Genomic DNA, 16,033 nt, shown 5'->3' with positions numbered 1-16,033 from the left:
TTTTCGTGTGCCGATACGCATGTCCAGGAAAAGGAATATTAGATAATATCGAGATTTTACGTTCAGTGTGGCAGGGTCGATTTCAGAGTGAAATATTAGACTCATAACACGAACGAGGTTTCTCAATGCAGACGACACCCGGCATCCGGCGCCGCCCCACCCGGCTGGCCCTCCTGATCGGCATCGCCGCCACGACGGTGGGCATCATCTATGGCTACGACTCGTCCAATATCGGCGGCGCGATGCTCTACCTAGCCACGGACTTCAACCTCTCGCTGGACCAGCAGCAGCTGGTGACCACCACCGTCGTGGTTGGAGAGATCCTGGGCGCGATCTTCGGCGGATACCTCTCCAACCGCTTCGGACGCAAGGCGGTCATGGTCGGGGTTGCCGCGACCTTCGCGCTCTTCTCGCTCGCATCCGGGCTCGCTCCGACGCTGGAGCTGCTGATCCTCGCCCGCTTCCTCCTGGGGGCCACCATCGGCGTCTCGGTCGTGGTGGTGCCGGTATTCGTGGCCGAGTCGGCCCCCGCGCGCTCGCGCGGCGCGTTCCTGGTCATGTATCAGGTGGCAACCGTGATCGGCATCATCCTCGGCTACCTCATCGTCATGGCGCTCGCCCCCTCGGAGAACTGGCGCTGGATGCTCGGCCTTGCCGCGATCCCCGGCCTGGTGATCACCTTCGTTCTGCTGAAGCTGCCGGACACCCCGCGCTGGTACCTGCTGCACGGCCGGCTCGACGAGGCCCGTAGGACCCTCGCCGGCATCGAGGGCGACGGTGGCGACGTGGAGCGTGAGCTGGCCCTGATCCAGGACAGCATGAACACCCACAAGAAGGGAACCTGGCGGGACATGCTGCGCCGCCCGTTCCTGCGCGCGACGCTGTTCATCGTGGGCCTGGGATTCTTTGTGCAGATCACCGGAATCAACGCGATCGTCTACTATAGCCCGCGCATCTTCGAGGCGATGGGCTTCACCGACGACGTGACCAAGCTGGGCCTCTCGGCGCTGGTGCAGGCCGCGGGCCTGGCCGCGGTGTTCCTGGCACTGGCGTTCATCGATCGCCTGGGTCGCCGTCCGGTGCTGCTGATCGGTATCGGCACCATGATCCTCGCCAACGCCCTCCTGGTCACCGTGTTTCTGGTGGGCAACGGGACCTTCACCGGTGCGCTCACCACGCTGGGCTTTATCGGCCTGATGCTCTTCACCGCGGGGTTCTCGTTCGGCTTCGGCTCGCTGGTCTGGGTCTACGCGGGCGAGACGATGCCCACGCACCTGCGCTCGCTCGGGGCGAGCACGATGCTCTCGGCCAACCTGGTGGGCAACATCCTGGTGGGATCCCTGTTCCTCACCGTGCTCACCCAGCTCGGCGGCTCGGGAGCATTCCTCTGCTTCGGGATCCTCGCCCTGGCCGCCTTCGCCTTCGTCCTCCGCTTCGCCCCGGAAACCAAGGGCCGCGACCTCGAGGAAATCGGCCAGTTCTGGGCGGCCGGTGGCCGCTGGGAAGACACCGCGGGCGCAGCCGACACGGTCTCGCAGGCTCGGCATGGTGCCCAGCGCTAATCACCCCACACAACGACAGAACCCCCTCGGCTTTCCGAGGGGGTTCTGTATTGAGACGATGTTTACGCAATAGGACAAACAACCTCGGGAACGCCAGATCCCGCACCGCCACAAACAAAAACTCCCCGCTTCGAAAAGCGAGGAGTTGATTTGCTGGGGTACCTGGACTCGAACCAAGAACAACTGAACCAGAATCAGCCGTGTTGCCAATTACACCATACCCCATCAGTTCGGAACTTTTTTCTCAGTGCCGTGCTGATGTTTCTAGAATAGCCCGAGGCTTAGCTGGACGCCAAATCGACGGCGTGAATGCGCGTGTCGAGCGTGTCGCGCAGCACCGCTGCGGCCGTGCGCGCGCCGGCACCGGCGGCCACGATGAGCTGCTGCGGACCGGGAGGGGTGATATCCCCCACCGCGTATACGCCGGGCACGCTGGTACGGCCCTCGGCATCCACGGTGATCAGTGCGCCCACCTCGGGGTCGGCAGAATCCGCCGCCGGGCCCACATGGGCACTCACGGTACGCTCGAGGCCCAGGTCGGCGAGGAAGCTGTCCGGAACGGTCCACTCCGGGCGCACAAAACCGGCGCTGCGCTCAAGAACCTCACCGTCGGCAAACCTGACACCGGTCAGTCCGGTGCGGTCACCCACCAGCTCGGCAATGGGTCGACGGTCCAGGCGGATCCCCGCCCCGGCCAGCTCAGCCTCGGCGGTAGCCGGAACGCGGTCGCTGCCGTTGCTCAGCGCGATCACATCGTTAGACCACAGCGAGGTGTGCAGTGCGCGGCGCACCAGATCCTCGGTTTCGCCGAGCATCAGCAGCGGCTGGTCGCTCTTCTCAAACCCGTCGCACTCGAAGCAGGAGTGAACGGAGGTGCCGTAGAACGCGCGCAGGCCCTGGACCTGCGGCAGACGCTCGGTCAGCCCGGTAGCGAGCACCACGCGGCGCGCACGCACCTCGTGGTTGGCGGCCCCGCGCACGCCGGTGGCACGAACCACAAAGCCCTCCCCCTCCGGGGTGATGCTGTCGACCTGGGCGAAGGCCACGGTTCCGTTTTCGTAGGCTTCCACGTCCTCCCGAGCGAGGCGTCGCAGCTCAAGCGGCGGCACCCCGTCCCGGGTGAGGAAACCGTGGGACATCAACGTCGCGGCGTGCCGCGGACGGTTTCCATCCAGCACCAGCACACGCTGGCGCGCGCGCACCAGGTTCAGTGCACAGGACAGTCCGGCGGGGCCCCCGCCCACAACCACAACATCAACATCCATCATTATTTCTATTCCCCTCGCAGTGCGGACAGACGCTCGAGACGCGCAAGCGTCTCGGCCTTGCCCAGGATTTCCATCGACTCAAACAGCGGCGGGGAGATCCGGCGACCGGAAATTCCCACCCGGAGCGGACCATAGGCGATCCGCGGCTTGAGTTCGAGGCCGTCGATCAGGGCGGACTTCAGCGCCTCCTGAATCGGGTCGGTCGTGAAATCTGCCACACCCTGCAGTGCGGCGATTGCGGCGGTCAACACATCCGTCGTGTTGGCCGGAAGGCTCTTCAGCGCGTCCTCCTGGTAGTCCAGGCTGGCGGCGTCGGTGAACAGGAAGCCGAGCATGGCCGGAGCCTCACCCAGCAGGCCGATGCGCTCCTGCACCAGCGGGGCGGCCGAGGCCAAAATTTCGCGCTCGGCCTCGGTTACCTCGGCACCCAGCACACCCGCGGTCTGCAGGTAGGGAATGGTGCGCTCGGCAAAGTCGGCCACATCCAGCAGTCGGATGTGGTCACCGTTGATCGACTCGGCCTTCTTGAGGTCGAAGCGTGCCGGTGAGGGGTTCACATCGGCCACGTCGAAGGCGGCGACGAACTCGTCGATGCTGAACACGTCGCGGTCCGCGGACAGACCCCAACCCAGCAGCGCCAGGTAGTTGACCAGGCCCTCGGGGATGAATCCACGCTCGCGGTGCAGGAACAGGTTCGACTCGGGGTCGCGCTTGGAGAGCTTCTTGTTGCCCTCACCCATGACGTAGGGCAGGTGACCAAAGCGCGGAATCGCGGTGGCGACACCGATCTCGATCAGGGCCGAGTACAGGGCGATCTGACGCGGGGTCGAGGGCAGGATGTCCTCGCCGCGCAGCACGTGGGTGATGCCCATCAGAGCGTCATCCACCGGGTTCACCAGGGTGTACAGCGGCTGACCGTTGGGGCGCACCAGCACGAAGTCGCTGAACGAACCGGCGGGGAAGGTGATCTCGCCACGCACCAGGTCATCAAAGCTCAGGTCGGTGTCCGGGACGCGCAGACGCAGCGCGGGCTCGCGGCCCTCGGCGCGGAAGGCGGCCTTCTGCTCGTCGGTGAGGTCGCGGTCGAAGTTGTCGTAACCGAGCTGCTTGGCACGACCGGCGGCCTCGTTACGGGCGTCGATTTCCTCGGCGTTGGAGAACGACTCGTAGAGGTGACCGGAAGCCTTGAGCTTCTCGATGACCTCGGCGTAGATCTCCGAGCGCTGGGACTGACGGTAGGGGCCGTGCTCGCCGCCGACACCCTCACCCTCATCCCAGTTGATGTGGAGCCAGCGCAGGCCATCGAGGATCTGCTGGTAGCTTTCCTCGCTGTCGCGGGCCGCATCGGTGTCTTCAATACGGAAGATGAGCTTGCCGCCGGTGTGGCGGGCATAGGCCCAGTTGAACAGCGCCGTGCGGATCAGACCGACGTGCGGGGTACCGGTGGGCGACGGGCAGAAACGGACACGAATGTCGGAGCCGGTCGCGGTGGTTACGAGGTGTGAGAGAGAGGTAGACATCGGATTCATTCTATCGCGAACCGGCCCGCGCGGACCCGACGAGTATGTGCCTCATGGTTACGACGCTAACAGCGTCGAATGCGTCAATCGAGGATGGCGTCGGTATTCGAGTGGGCGCGCGGCGGATTTTGGCCCACCTACGGCACAGGGCCCCTCCTCGACCGCGAATACGGCAAGGAGGGGCCCAATAAGAGAGTCGGGTTAGCGCACCGGGTTGCTCAGGATGCCCAGACCCTCGATCTCGCACTCCACGCGGTCGCCGGGGTTCATCTCGCCCACGCCGGCGGGGGTGCCGGTGAGGATGATTTCGCCGGGCAGCAGGGTGAAGGCGGCGCTGACGTACTCGATGATCTTGGGGATGTCGTGGATCATGTCATCCAGCACACCGTCCTGGCGCACCTCGCCGTTCAGGCGCGAGATGATGCGCTTGCCGGCCGGATCAAATTCGGTCTCGACGATCGGGCCGATCGGGCAGAACGAATCCAGGCCCTTGGCGCGGGCCCACTGGCCGTCGGATTCCTGCAGGTCGCGGGCGGTCACGTCGTTGGCGATGGTGTACCCAAACACGACCTTGTCGGCGTCGGCGGCGGGCACATTCTTGGCCACCGAACCGATGATGATGGCCAGCTCCGCCTCATAGGACACGCGCGTGGTGATCGGCGGGATCACGATCGGGTTTTCCGGCCCGATGACCGAGGTGTTGGGCTTGAAGAACAGCAGCGGCTCGGCCGGCGGGGTCGCATCCGCGCCACCCATCTCGGTCACGTGGTCGCGGTAGTTCTTGCCCACCGCGACGATCTTCGAGCGTGGGATCACCGGGGCCAGCAGGGTCACCTCGCCCAGCGGCACACGCTCGCCGGTGGTGTCGAAGCCCGCGTACATGGGGTCCCCGTCGAGAACCACGATCTCGGTCTCGTCGATGATGCCGTAGGCGATGCGATTGTCGTGACTAAAACGTGCGATCTTCATGCCCCTATCCTAAACCTGAACGACACCGCCCCGGCTCGAATCTCCGAGCCGGGGCGGTGTCGTGAATGCCTGGATTAGCCGTCGACGCGGACCATCCAGCCGTGACGGTCCTCGCGGCGACCGTACTGAATGTCGGTGAGTTCCTCGCGGATGCTCAGGGTCAGTTCGCCGGGCTCGGCGTCCTCGGATCCGATGGTGAAATCGGTGGACTTGAGCTGGCCGATCGGGGTGATCACCGCGGCGGTACCGCAGGCGAACACCTCGGTGATGGTGCCGTCGGCCTCGCCCGCACGCCACTCATCGATGCCGATGGCGCGCTCCTCCACCGTGTAGCCACGGTCCTGGAGCAGCTGGATGATGCTCGCGCGGGTGATGCCCTCGAGGATGCTGCCGGTGAGCTCGGGGGTGACCACGGTCTTGTCGTTGCGGACGAAGAACACGTTCATGCCGCCAAGCTCGTCGATCCGGGTGCCGGTTTCGCCGTCCAGGAACATGACCTGGGCGCAGCCGTTGCGGTATGCCTCCTCCTGCGGGAGCAGCGAGGCGGCGTAGTTACCACCGCACTTGGCGGCACCGGTACCGCCGCGTCCGGCGCGGGAGTACTCGGTGGACAGCCAGATCGAGATCGGCTTGATGCCACCGGTGAAGTACGCACCGGCGGGGCTGGCGATCACCAGGTAGCTGGCCTTGTGCGCCGAGCGCACACCGAGGAAGGTCTCGTTGGCGATGGTGAACGGACGCAGGTACAGGCTGGTGTCCGGGGCGCTGGGAACCCAGCGCTCATCGGCCTTGACGATCTGACGCACCGACTCCACAAAGTCCGCGACCGAGAGCTGCGGCAGGGCCAGGCGGGCGGCCGAGCGCTGCAGACGCTCGGCATTCTGGTCGGGACGGAAGGTCCAGATCGACCCGTCGGCGTGACGGTAGACCTTGAGACCCTCGAAGATCTCCTGGCCGTAGTGCAGCACCGAGGAGGCGGGGTCGAGGATCAGCGGGCCGTAGGGAATGACGCGGGCGTCGGCCCAGCCGTTTTCCACGGTCCAGTCGATCTGCACCATGTGGTCGGTGAAGTGGTTACCAAAGCCCGGGTTGGCAAGGATCTGTGCGACCTCCTCCGCGCTGCGCGGGGAGGTGTTGGCCTCGTGCGAGAACGCGAGCGGGGCGGTGGTGGTGTCATGTGCCATGATTCAAATCCTTCAAACGTTACTGTGCTGCGGTGATCAGGGCGGCGATCGCGTCGCCCACCTGAGCGGTGGAACGGGTAGCCCCGTTACGACCGGCGATATCGGCATCCACGGCGGCCACAACTCGCTGGGCGAGTTCGGGGGCACCGAGGTGATCAAGCAGCAGTGCTGTGGAGAGGATCGCCGCGGTGGGATCGGCGATCTGCTTCCCAGCGATGTCGGGAGCGGACCCGTGTACCGGCTCGAACATGCTGGGGAAGGTGCCGTCGGGGTTGATGTTGGCCGAGGCAGCCAGTCCGATGCCGCCGCTGATTGCGCCGGCCAAATCGGTGAGAATGTCGCCGAAGAGGTTGTCCGTGACGATCACGTCAAATCTAGCAGGGTCGGTGACCAGGAAGATAGTTGCGGCGTCCACGTGGAGGTAGTCCACAGAAACCTGCGGGTACTCGGTGGCGACCTCGTTGACGATGCGCTGCCAGAGCTTACCGGCGAAGGTCAGCACGTTGATCTTGTGTACCAGGGTCAGCTTATTGCGACGCTGGGTGGCGATCTCAAACGCGTGGCGGACAACGCGCTCCACACCGTAGGCGGTGTTGACCGAGACCTCGTTGGCGACCTCGGCGGGGGTTCCCACGCGAATCGCGCCACCGTTGCCCACATACGGACCCTCGGTGCCCTCACGAACCACCACGAAGTCCACGTCCCCGGCGTCTGCCAGCGGGCTGGGAACACCCGGGTAGACCTTGGTCGGGCGCAGGTTCACATAGTGGTCCAGGCTGAAGCGGAGCTTGAGCAGCAGACCGCGTTCGATGTTGGCGTCGCGCAGTCGCGGGTCTCCGGGAACGCCACCGATGGCGCCCAGCAGGATCGCGTCGTGCGCGGCAATGGCTTCCAGATCGGTGTCGGTCAGGACATCGCCGGTCTCCAGATAGCGGGCCGCGCCGAGCGAAAACTCGGTTTTGTCGATGCTAAGTTCGGAGCCCTCCACGACGGCGTCAAGGACCTTCACCGCCTCGGCTACAACCTCGGGTCCGATTCCGTCTCCGCGAATCACGGCAAGTTTGACACTGCGCGACATTATGCTCCTGCTCAGCCTGGGGTGGGTGTTGTTGAATCCACCTTACTCGTGCGCGGGAGTGCGTGTGGACGCGGTTACTGCAGCAGAAGCAGGACCGCGAGTGGCAGTGTCACCGCGTATCCATAGCCCAAGCGTTCGGGGCGCAGTAGCAGTGGCGGGAGGATTGCGGCCACGATCAGGACGTAGACCATCGCCAGCGGAGGGACCGTACCGATGCCGAGAATCCCGCAGACCAGCTGAACCGGCAGGGTCATCAGGGCCGCGGTCACCCATCCGGTACCGATATCCACCGGGCCCAGGTGCCAGGTTCTGCGGGCAAAGCGGCGCTCGAGTGCGTTACCGGTGCAGGCAACCACGATCAACACGATCACAAAGAAGACCGCGACGCCCACCACGCTCAGGGTCGCGACCTGCTCGGCGCGCACCGGGTCGCGCAGCAGCGCCAGGAGTTCCTTATGCGTGGATGTGCGTACCTGATCCACCAGCACCTGATAGCGCGGAATCGAGGCGAGGGTGGCCACAAACACGAAGGCGATCCAGGCAAACACCGAGGAGGTGCGCGGGGGCACCGGCGCGGGGATACTCATCGGGTCTCCTCCCGGACGTATTCGGTGACCACGGTGCGGCGCAGCGGATAACGCTCCTGCTCCACGAACCCGTGTCTCGCCAGCTCCCGCTTCATTGCGGCAATCTCCGGGGTGGTGTGCGTTGATCCGGCCACCCAGACGGTGCGAACACCGTGCAACCGCTCCCCCAGCTTGCGCGGCGGCAGCGTCACATCGTTGAAGTTGCCGTTCTCCAGGTCGCTGCGCACAAAGGCAAGATCATCAAGCCTGGCGAAGGCGGAGGGGTAGCCGTTGACGGTGAGCCGCGGTCGAATCGTGGTGGTCTTGTCGTTTTGCAGGAAGAACGCATCCCCCGGCGAGGCATGCTCGGCGATGGTCTGCGCGGTCTGGAGGAAGTCAACGCCGTTCTGCTTGGCATTGGGTCCACGCTGAGCCACATAGGTGGGAAGGCTCGCCAGGGCAATCACGCCCACGAGCGCCCAGACGATCCATCGCCGCGAAAACACCGAAACCGCCAGCGCCAGCAGCAGCGCGAACCCCGGGGTGGTGAATGACATGTAGCGCGAGGTGTAGAGCGGGCCGAACAGCGAGTTGGCGATCAGCATCAGGATCAGCGGGGCAAACGCCCAGGCCGCGGCGAGCGCCACCGGCGGTGTACCAAACCGGGCCAGGATCTGCGGGAGGCGACGCCCGGCGATGATCAGGAGCACAATCACAAGGATTGCCAGCAGCCAGGATCCATCCAGCCACGGCTCGACCAGCGTGGTCCAGGCGTTGACGATGGGCTGCCCGGAGAGCCAGGCGATCTGGCCACGCTGTCCATACCCGGCACGGACCAGCGGAATCACGGCGACCAAGATGATCAGCGTCGAGATACCCCAGCGCAGCAGGGTCCGGCGATCTCGCTGGGCAAAAAGCAGGTAGGCGAGGTGTGCGGCAAGGATCAGCCCGGCATACATAAACAGGTAGATCGTGATGATACTCAGCACCGTATAGATCATCCAGGACCACCAGGTATTGCGCCGGGCGGCGGCGATCAGCGCGATCACTCCCCACACCACGAGGGCTGCACCCAGCGCATAGGAGCGACCCTCGATGCCCATGAACGTGGTGCGCGGCAGGACCAGATAGATCACCGCGGCGATCACGCCGAACCGGGCCCCGGCAAGCCGTGTTCCCAGCACCACCATGCCCGCGGTGCCCAGACCCACGGCGAGCGCCGAGAACCCGCGCAGCGCGACCGAGGAGTCACCACACACCTGAATCCAGACGTGAATGAGGGCGTAGTAGAGCCCGTGCACCGCATCCTTATGTTGCAGGAACTGCCACAGTCCCGGACCATCCAGGCGTGCCGCCATCAGCGTGGCGATCTCATCAAACCAGAACGAGGGAATCGCGCTTCCGATCCAGGACACCCCGGCCCCAACCAGCCCGAGCAGGACCGCGAGGGTGGGCATCCCGCTCAGAAGGCGGGCGTTCAAGGGGGTGCGCACGGTCGCGGGCAAGCTGGGTCCTTTCTCTCCCCGAATCACGGGGTGCCACCCGGGTGGGATACGCGGTAGAGCTCAACCCTAGCGCCGCCTACCCGTGTGTTTGCCGAGCGTCCCACCCCCTTGTTTTCCTGGCTTTTCGCGGCAAGGATGGAGGCGGGACCTGCCCAAAAGGCGCGGCCCGGCACACGGGATCAACGAGGACTCCGGTGCAGAAGGAGGAACCATGTTCACTGCTCCGCGTTCGGCCATCGTGATCGGTGCGGGAATGGTGGGTTTGGCCACCGCCCTGGACCTCACCAGGCGCGGGGTCGCCGTGACGGTCCTGGATCGCGAGGGGGTGGCCGCGGGTGCCTCCCTCGGCAACGCGGGGTGGATCAGTCCGGGGCTGGCGATGCCCCTCGCGGACCCGGCCATCTGGCCCAACGCGATCCGCTCGCTGCTGGATCCCGACGCGCCCCTGCACATTCCCCCGCGGATCGATCCCCGCCTCTGGGGATTCCTCGCCCGCTTCGCGGCCCAGACCACGCACCGGCGCTGGGACCACACGATGGCGGCGCTCACCACGCTGGACACCCTCGCCCTGGACGCCTTTGACCGGCTGGCCGCCGCCGGGGTGGCCGAGCCGACCCAGGCGACCCCGTACACGGTCGCCTTCGAGCGCAGCCGGGACGCACGCGGATTCGTGGATGAGCTGGCTCGCGTCGCCCGAGCCGGACAGGATGTGACGCTCGAACGGGTTCACACGGCCCCGGCCCAGCTCTCCGGCGCGGTGAGTGCCGTCTATACGCTGAGCGGGCAGCGTTACCTAGCACCGGGCCCCTTCGTCGCCGACCTCGCACGGGTCCTGCGCGAACACGGCGGCACCATCCTGACCGGCGAGCGGGTGGACCGCATCGACCCGCAGCGTGGCCAGGACCGCCGCGAGGTGCGGGTGCGCACGCGTTCGGGCTCGGTCCACACGGCCGACGCGGCGATCATCGCGACCGGTGCCTGGCTTCCCGATCTCGCCCGACGCTTCGGGGTCCGTACCCGCGTGCAGGCGGGTCGCGGATACTCGTTCAGCGTGCCCACCAGCGAACCGGTCCAGGGTCCCATCTACTTCCCCACCCAGCGGGTGGCCTGCACCCCGTTCCGCGGCGGATTACGGGTGGCCGGAACCATGGAATTCCGTGGACCCGACGAGCCCCTGCAGCAGCGCAGAATCCAGGCGATCGTCAATTCGGTGCGCCCACTGTTTCGCGGGGTCGACCTGGATGATCGCTCACACGAGTGGGTCGGCTCTCGCCCGGTGACCCCCGACGGCCTCGCCCTGATCGGGCGCACCCGAGCCCCCGGGGTCTATGTTGCGGGCGGGCACGGGATGTGGGGCATGGTGCTCGGACCGATCACCGCGGAGCTCCTGACCGAGCAGATCATGACCGGTATCGCCCCCGAGGTCCTCACCCCGTTCGATCCGCTGCGCTAACCACGAAACCCCGGATGCGTGAGGCATCCGGGGTTGTGTGGGGTGAGACTAGCGTGCGTTTCGCAGCGTAAACACACCGATGATCGCGGCGGCGGCGACCAGGCCCGCGCCGATCCAGGCCACCACACCGGCACCGCTGTCGAAGGCGTGACGGGCGGATTCCAGCAGGGTCGCGGCCAGCTCGGGCGGCAGGGTCTCGGCCACGTTGGCCGCGCCACCCAGGGTTTCCCCGGCGGCGTGCACCTGCTCGGGGGTCAGACCCTCGGGCAGCACCACCCCGGCACGGTAGTAGGCGGACAGTACGGTACCCAGCGTCGCGGTACCCAGCACCGCACCCAGCTCATACGCGGTCTCGGACACGGCCGAGGCCGCCCCGGCCTTCTCCGGCGGAGCACCGGAGATGATCAGCTCGTTGGACACGGTTTCGGCGGCACCGATTCCGAGGCCCAGCAGGGCGAAGGCCACCATCATCTCGTAGGCGCCGATGTCGCCGCCGGTGAGGGCCACCAGCACGTAGCCGGCGATACTCGTGAGCAGGGCGACCGGGATCACGATCGAGGGACGCACCCGCTTGGCGACCGGCACCACACCGAGGCCCGCGATGATCATCACGATCAGACCGGGCACCAGCACCAGCGCCGCATCAAACGGCTTGAGTCCCAGCACCAGCTGCAGGTGCTGCGAGACGAAGAACAGTCCACCCACCAGCGCAACCACGCTGAGCAGGTTGATCAGCACCGCACCGGAGAACTGGCCGCGGCGGAACAGGGTCATGTCCAGCATCGGGCTCTCGATGCGCAGCTGACGACGCACGAAGGTGATACCGCAGGCGAGGCCGATCAGCAGGGTGATAACCGCCAGGGGCACGTTCGCACCCTCGGCGAAGGTCTTGATCGAGAACACAAACGGGGCCATGGTACCCAGAGCCAGCGGGATCGACAGATAGTCGATCTTGCCGGGGTTGGGGTCCTTGGACTCGGGGATCAGGATGGGCAGCAGGATCACCAGCGGCAGCAGCATCGGCACGGCCAGCAGGAAGACCGAACCCCAGGGGAAGCTGCCCAGCAGCAGGCCACCCACGACCGGACCCAGGGCGCTACCGGCGGAGAACGCGCTGGCCCACACGGCGATCGCCAGGCGACGCTCGTTACGGTCGGTAAAGATGTTGCGCAGCAGCGACAGGGTCGAGGGCATCAGCATCGCACCGAAGAAGCCCAGCAGTGCGCGGGCAAGGATCAGCTGTCCCGCCGATCCGGCGAATGCGGCAAAGACCGAGACCAGACCGAAGCCGATCGATCCGATCAGCAGGAGTTTTCGACGACCCAGGCGGTCGCCGAGGCTGCCCATCGGGACCAGCAGTCCCGCGAGGATCAGCGGATAGATATCGACCACCCACAGCAGCTCGGTCGCCGACGGGGTCAGCGCCTCCGAGATGGCCGGGAGGGCAAAGTTTAGGACGGTATTGTCCACCGATACGAGCAGCACCGGGAGCATCAGCACAACGAGTGCGGCCCAGCGGCGGGTGCGGCTGAGCGAGTCTGCCGCGGTGCGGTTGACGGAAAGCATGTTCACCTCTTCAATTACGAACTTCTTTACTGTACCGTCTGGACGGTATACAATCAATATGATCGTGAAAACTTGTCGAAAGGAGCCCCGTGGCTGCCGAGAACAGCACGCGAGAACGCATTCTCGATGCGTTTGAATCCCTGCTCATCACCCAGGGGGAACGCGCCACCACCATCGAGGCCTGCGCCGCTCAGGCGGGCATCTCCAAGGGCGGACTGCTCTATCACTTCGGTTCCCGCGACGCGCTGATCCTGGGCCTGATCTACCGGGCCGATATCCTCTCCGCCGAGTATCTGGCCGAGATGACCGCCTCCCCCGACGGGGTCGTGGACAGCCTGATCCGCACCTCGCTGTTCAGCGACGACCGCTTCGATCACGCCACCATCGCCCTGAACCGGCTGGCGCAGGAGGATCACCGGGCCATCGCCTGCCTACAGCGCTTCCGCCGCGACACCATCGCCCTGCTGGAGAAAGAACTGGGCGATCCGGTCCTTGCCGAGACGGTGATGCTGATCAGCGACGGTATGTACTATGACTCGGTGCTGCGCACGCCCGAGGACAGCACCGTTCCCACTCCCAATGCGGTGCCCGCCGAGGCTATCCTGGCGGTTGTTCACCGATTGATTCCCACCAAAACCTCATAACCCCCGTTCCCCCACACGAACCAGATCCCCACACGAAGAGGAGAACTGCAATGACCCGCCCGCACCCGCGAGCGCGCCTGCGCCGCTCAAACCGAATCGAATTTGCCGCCTACACCGCGCTGGCAGTCGTCGTCGCGATTGTGGTGGTGTTTGTCCTGTTGGATGTGCTGGATCAGATCCTGCCGATCCCCCGCATCCTGGTCCTCGCCCTGGGCATTCTGGTGGTGATCGCCGCGGGGATCGGGATACTCGCCCTGATGAGCGTGCGTGCCCGTCGCCGGATCGGTGCGCTGCGCACCGAGCGCCCCGATGCGCTGGTGTGGTGGATCACGCCGGCCGATAGTTTTGGACCCGTACTCTCCGCGCTGGGCGGCCCAGCCCTCACCCGCCGGGAACTTGCCGACGGTCTGGCCCTGGTCGCCGAGCCCGCCGGGCTGGGCTTCTTTCAGACCGAGCGCACCGATTCCCGACAGATCCTGACCCTGCCGGCCGACTCCATCATCCGGGTGGAAACCGGGCGCCTGACCGCCGGCATGAGCCGTCGCATCGGGATCGCGCTGACCGTGCGTGATCGGGCCGGCAATCAGCACCTCCTGGGCTTCCTGGGGGTCCACGACGTGCTGCCCGCCTTCCTCACCCAGCACGCCACCCTGGCCCTCGCCGCCGAGATCCGCCGTACCCTCGCGGAGTCCACGGAGCAGGCCGCTTAGCCTCACCACGGGCGTTCCCCACTGTCACACTAGGATGGGTTCTCGGGGGAATGCATGATCACCATTGTTGACGATTCAGGGCCCAAAACCCTTCGGCAGACCATACGCGAAGAGCTCGTCATCCGCTCGGTCCTGATCTTTTTTGTGATCGTTCTGATCTACGTTGTGCTCTTCGGGATTATTCAGGTTGTCCCCGATGGGGACGCGATGCTGGCCATCATTATCGGTACCGTGCTGGGAATCGCCATCGTCCTACCATTCATCGCCTGGCGTTCGCGCTATCCCCGCCTGCGCGCACGTGCTCTCCGCGAAGCGAATCCCGATGCGCTGGTGTGGTGGGTCGCACCGGGCAGGAGCCTCCCCCAACGGCTCGAACCGCATACCGGAATTCGACTCCGCGAGCGTTCCGCCCTGAGTGGTCTCACCCTCGTCGCCTCGCGTGGCTCGCTTCAGCTGTGGCACGGGAAACGTCGCGGCAATCATAAGATCTTTGAGGTGGGCAGAAGAGACATCGTGAAAATCGAATCACGATTTGTGGTGGCCCAACGTATGCGCCATCACGGCGTGGTGTTCACGATCGATACCCGAGACGATCAGCCCCCGCTGGTGATCGAACTCTATGGGATGCAGGGTGTTCTTGCCACCCACCTGAGCCGTGAGGCAAACGCCGCCTTTGTGCGGGAACTCAAGCAGTCCCTGGGCCGCCGCCCGCGGGCACCTCGGCGGCCTGATACGCCCATCGCTCCCGAGTCCGTGTAACGCTGAAGGTCTGATTGCCCCAGCGGAGACGGATCTCATCTGTCGGCTGGTACTCAAGGAGGTGACAGAAGGCCTCCGCCGTACTCGAAGTCTCCAGCATCACCGCCGGCACACCGATGCCGCGCCTCCCGCGGCCCGGGGTCACCTGGATCGGAACAAAACTCTGCTCAAAAGCCACCATGACGTTAACCGTGACACCCAACTCGGTGACGCGGTGCAGGGCTTCGGATATTCGAGAGTCATGCAGGACGATGACGTAGGCGGAGCGGCCCCGTGTGTCTCGGTGAACCGTTGGAGAGATTTGGGGTGAAATCAGGCTGTATGTGATCCTTCTGGCGGCCTCAGTGTGCACGCGGATGCGTGAGTGCGACGTCATTCGATATTCCCATCTATGATCCGGTTGTACGCAGCATACGTCTCGTCTATGGCCTCCGACAGAGCACGTTCCAAAATGTTTGGCGAGGAGATCTCCTCAATCGTCTCGGGCGGACCGTGCCCAGGCCCGTGTCGGTGCACGGTCCCGTGATTCCGGGTATCTATCGACATCACCTCATGTGATTTCCCACGATGATCCCGCTGAGCAAGCACAACGGCGAACTCCACCAGCATTCCGCTGCGGACAAGGCGGACGCGACGGATAACCATCGTAAAGCTCCGGGGAAGATCGATTTCTTCAGTGGATTCGTCGGTCGGTTGGCCTCTGGGAAACCAAAGACCGGCCTTACCGTCCGCGCGCCTCGATCTCCGGGTTTCGCGCTCCGTCCGTTGTCGTTTTCGTGGTCCAAATTTATTTGCCATCGCTCCCCGTGTTTTCTCCTCCCCGTCAACGCTATGAATCGCGGATGCAAAAAGTATTTGGTGGCCAAAGCTGTGGAGAAATTGAGGGCGGAGTCGGTCTGTGGACAGCTATCCCCGGACCGGATGGGTCGCGCGCGTGACCCGCACTGGGGGCTATTTTCCGCACGGCACGCAACTAATCTGACATCAGGATTCGGGCGCGCCGCGCCGGACCGGAGAAAGGGGCATCATGGCGGGAAAGTTTGAGCTCTACACGGACAAGGCGGGCGAGTACCGTTTCCGGCTCAAGGCGGGAAACGGCGAGGTCATTGCGGTTTCGGAGGGATACGCCTCAAAGTCCGGTGCCCTGAACGGCATCGATTCGGTGCGACGTAATGCCCCCGAGTCCCCCGTCGTGGAAATCGAAAAGTAGCGTCGTCACAGACCAAAAACGGCGGGGCCGGAGGAAAAA

14 protein-coding genes and 1 tRNA gene are annotated in these 16,033 nt (G+C 65.1%); 6 read left to right on the top strand and 9 right to left on the bottom strand.

The annotated features are described in order from the left end of the window. Nucleotides 1–125 precede the first annotated feature (125 nt). The gene (locus tag M2390_RS04060) at nt 126–1,562 is read left to right on the top strand and encodes a sugar porter family MFS transporter (RefSeq protein WP_259177212.1); all 1,437 of its coding nucleotides are present in this window, start codon (nt 126–128) and stop codon (nt 1,560–1,562) included. A 153-nt stretch (nt 1,563–1,715) separates the two neighbouring features. Here M2390_RS04060 and M2390_RS04055 read toward each other — a convergent pair. From M2390_RS04055 to M2390_RS04020, 8 genes are all read right to left on the bottom strand, one after another. Next, nucleotides 1,716–1,787 (bottom strand) — tRNA-Gln (locus M2390_RS04055). Between the two features lie 56 nt (nt 1,788–1,843). After that, nucleotides 1,844–2,830, bottom strand: coding sequence for an NAD(P)/FAD-dependent oxidoreductase (locus tag M2390_RS04050; RefSeq protein WP_259177211.1), 987 nt, complete (start codon nt 2,828–2,830; stop codon nt 1,844–1,846). A gap of 5 nt (nt 2,831–2,835) precedes the next feature. Continuing rightward, nucleotides 2,836–4,350, bottom strand: coding sequence for a glutamate--tRNA ligase (gene gltX, locus M2390_RS04045; RefSeq protein ID WP_259177210.1), 1,515 nt, complete (start codon nt 4,348–4,350; stop codon nt 2,836–2,838). 201 nt (nt 4,351–4,551) lie between these two features. Beyond that, on the bottom strand, nt 4,552–5,319 hold the full coding sequence (locus M2390_RS04040; protein WP_259177208.1) for a fumarylacetoacetate hydrolase family protein: 768 nt from the start codon (nt 5,317–5,319) through the stop codon (nt 4,552–4,554). Nucleotides 5,320–5,393: 74 nt separating this feature from the next. Then, nucleotides 5,394–6,503: a branched-chain amino acid aminotransferase gene (locus tag M2390_RS04035; RefSeq protein WP_121686947.1), complete on the bottom strand. Its 1,110-nt coding sequence runs from the start codon at nt 6,501–6,503 to the stop codon at nt 5,394–5,396. Between the two features lie 19 nt (nt 6,504–6,522). Further along, on the bottom strand, nt 6,523–7,581 hold the full coding sequence (locus M2390_RS04030) for a 3-isopropylmalate dehydrogenase (protein WP_259177205.1): 1,059 nt from the start codon (nt 7,579–7,581) through the stop codon (nt 6,523–6,525). Nucleotides 7,582–7,655: 74 nt separating this feature from the next. After that, nucleotides 7,656–8,168 carry a hypothetical protein gene (locus M2390_RS04025; RefSeq protein WP_259177204.1) on the bottom strand — a complete coding sequence of 171 codons (513 nt, stop codon included), beginning with the start codon at nt 8,166–8,168 and terminating at the stop codon, nt 7,656–7,658. Next, nucleotides 8,165–9,652, bottom strand: a complete 1,488-nt coding sequence (locus M2390_RS04020; RefSeq protein WP_259177203.1) for a glycosyltransferase family 39 protein — start codon at nt 9,650–9,652, stop codon at nt 8,165–8,167. The genes M2390_RS04025 and M2390_RS04020 overlap by 4 nt, the downstream gene beginning before the upstream one ends. A gap of 211 nt (nt 9,653–9,863) precedes the next feature. Between M2390_RS04020 and M2390_RS04015 the strand changes: the two genes are divergently transcribed. Continuing rightward, nucleotides 9,864–11,105, top strand: coding sequence for an FAD-binding oxidoreductase (locus M2390_RS04015; RefSeq protein WP_259177202.1), 1,242 nt, complete (start codon nt 9,864–9,866; stop codon nt 11,103–11,105). Between the two features lie 48 nt (nt 11,106–11,153). Here the strand turns inward: M2390_RS04015 and M2390_RS04010 are convergent, their stop codons facing one another. Beyond that, nucleotides 11,154–12,671 carry an MFS transporter gene (locus tag M2390_RS04010; RefSeq protein ID WP_259177199.1) on the bottom strand — a complete coding sequence of 506 codons (1,518 nt, stop codon included), beginning with the start codon at nt 12,669–12,671 and terminating at the stop codon, nt 11,154–11,156. Nucleotides 12,672–12,760: 89 nt separating this feature from the next. Between M2390_RS04010 and M2390_RS04005 the strand changes: the two genes are divergently transcribed. The 4 genes from M2390_RS04005 to M2390_RS03990 all read left to right on the top strand — a co-directional run bounded on the left by M2390_RS04005 (nt 12,761) and on the right by M2390_RS03990 (nt 15,994). After that, nucleotides 12,761–13,315 carry a TetR/AcrR family transcriptional regulator gene (locus M2390_RS04005; protein WP_259177198.1) on the top strand — a complete coding sequence of 185 codons (555 nt, stop codon included), beginning with the start codon at nt 12,761–12,763 and terminating at the stop codon, nt 13,313–13,315. 50 nt (nt 13,316–13,365) lie between these two features. Further along, on the top strand, nt 13,366–14,025 hold the full coding sequence (locus tag M2390_RS04000) for a hypothetical protein (RefSeq protein ID WP_259177197.1): 660 nt from the start codon (nt 13,366–13,368) through the stop codon (nt 14,023–14,025). A 54-nt stretch (nt 14,026–14,079) separates the two neighbouring features. After that, the gene (locus M2390_RS03995) at nt 14,080–14,784 is read left to right on the top strand and encodes a hypothetical protein (protein ID WP_259177195.1); all 705 of its coding nucleotides are present in this window, start codon (nt 14,080–14,082) and stop codon (nt 14,782–14,784) included. Between the two features lie 1,027 nt (nt 14,785–15,811). Continuing rightward, the gene (locus M2390_RS03990; RefSeq protein WP_259177194.1) at nt 15,812–15,994 is read left to right on the top strand and encodes a YegP family protein; all 183 of its coding nucleotides are present in this window, start codon (nt 15,812–15,814) and stop codon (nt 15,992–15,994) included. Nucleotides 15,995–16,033 lie beyond the last annotated feature (39 nt).

Origin of the sequence: Mycetocola sp. BIGb0189 (assembly GCF_024810155.1) — a bacterium.
Classification (GTDB): domain Bacteria; phylum Actinomycetota; class Actinomycetes; order Actinomycetales; family Microbacteriaceae; genus Mycetocola; species Mycetocola lacteus.
Note: the sequence above shows the minus strand (reverse complement) of the source record. Positions and strands in the feature narration are given on the sequence as shown.

What these genes read in the sequence shown, in the direction of transcription:
- M2390_RS04040 (WP_259177208.1), bottom strand. Translation starts at nt 5,319, where the DNA reads ATGAAGATCGCACGTTTTAGTCACGACAATCGCATCGCCTACGGCATC.
- M2390_RS04015 (WP_259177202.1), top strand. Translation starts at nt 9,864, where the DNA reads ATGTTCACTGCTCCGCGTTCGGCCATCGTGATCGGTGCGGGAATGGTG.
- M2390_RS03995 (WP_259177195.1), top strand. Translation starts at nt 14,080, where the DNA reads ATGATCACCATTGTTGACGATTCAGGGCCCAAAACCCTTCGGCAGACC.
- M2390_RS04025 (WP_259177204.1), bottom strand. Translation starts at nt 8,168, where the DNA reads ATGAGTATCCCCGCGCCGGTGCCCCCGCGCACCTCCTCGGTGTTTGCC.
- M2390_RS04030 (WP_259177205.1), bottom strand. Translation starts at nt 7,581, where the DNA reads ATGTCGCGCAGTGTCAAACTTGCCGTGATTCGCGGAGACGGAATCGGA.
- M2390_RS04060 (WP_259177212.1), top strand. Translation starts at nt 126, where the DNA reads ATGCAGACGACACCCGGCATCCGGCGCCGCCCCACCCGGCTGGCCCTC.
- M2390_RS04010 (WP_259177199.1), bottom strand. Translation starts at nt 12,671, where the DNA reads ATGCTTTCCGTCAACCGCACCGCGGCAGACTCGCTCAGCCGCACCCGC.
- M2390_RS04035 (WP_121686947.1), bottom strand. Translation starts at nt 6,503, where the DNA reads ATGGCACATGACACCACCACCGCCCCGCTCGCGTTCTCGCACGAGGCC.
- M2390_RS04000 (WP_259177197.1), top strand. Translation starts at nt 13,366, where the DNA reads ATGACCCGCCCGCACCCGCGAGCGCGCCTGCGCCGCTCAAACCGAATC.
- M2390_RS03990 (WP_259177194.1), top strand. Translation starts at nt 15,812, where the DNA reads ATGGCGGGAAAGTTTGAGCTCTACACGGACAAGGCGGGCGAGTACCGT.
- gltX (WP_259177210.1), bottom strand. Translation starts at nt 4,350, where the DNA reads ATGTCTACCTCTCTCTCACACCTCGTAACCACCGCGACCGGCTCCGAC.
- M2390_RS04050 (WP_259177211.1), bottom strand. Translation starts at nt 2,830, where the DNA reads ATGATGGATGTTGATGTTGTGGTTGTGGGCGGGGGCCCCGCCGGACTG.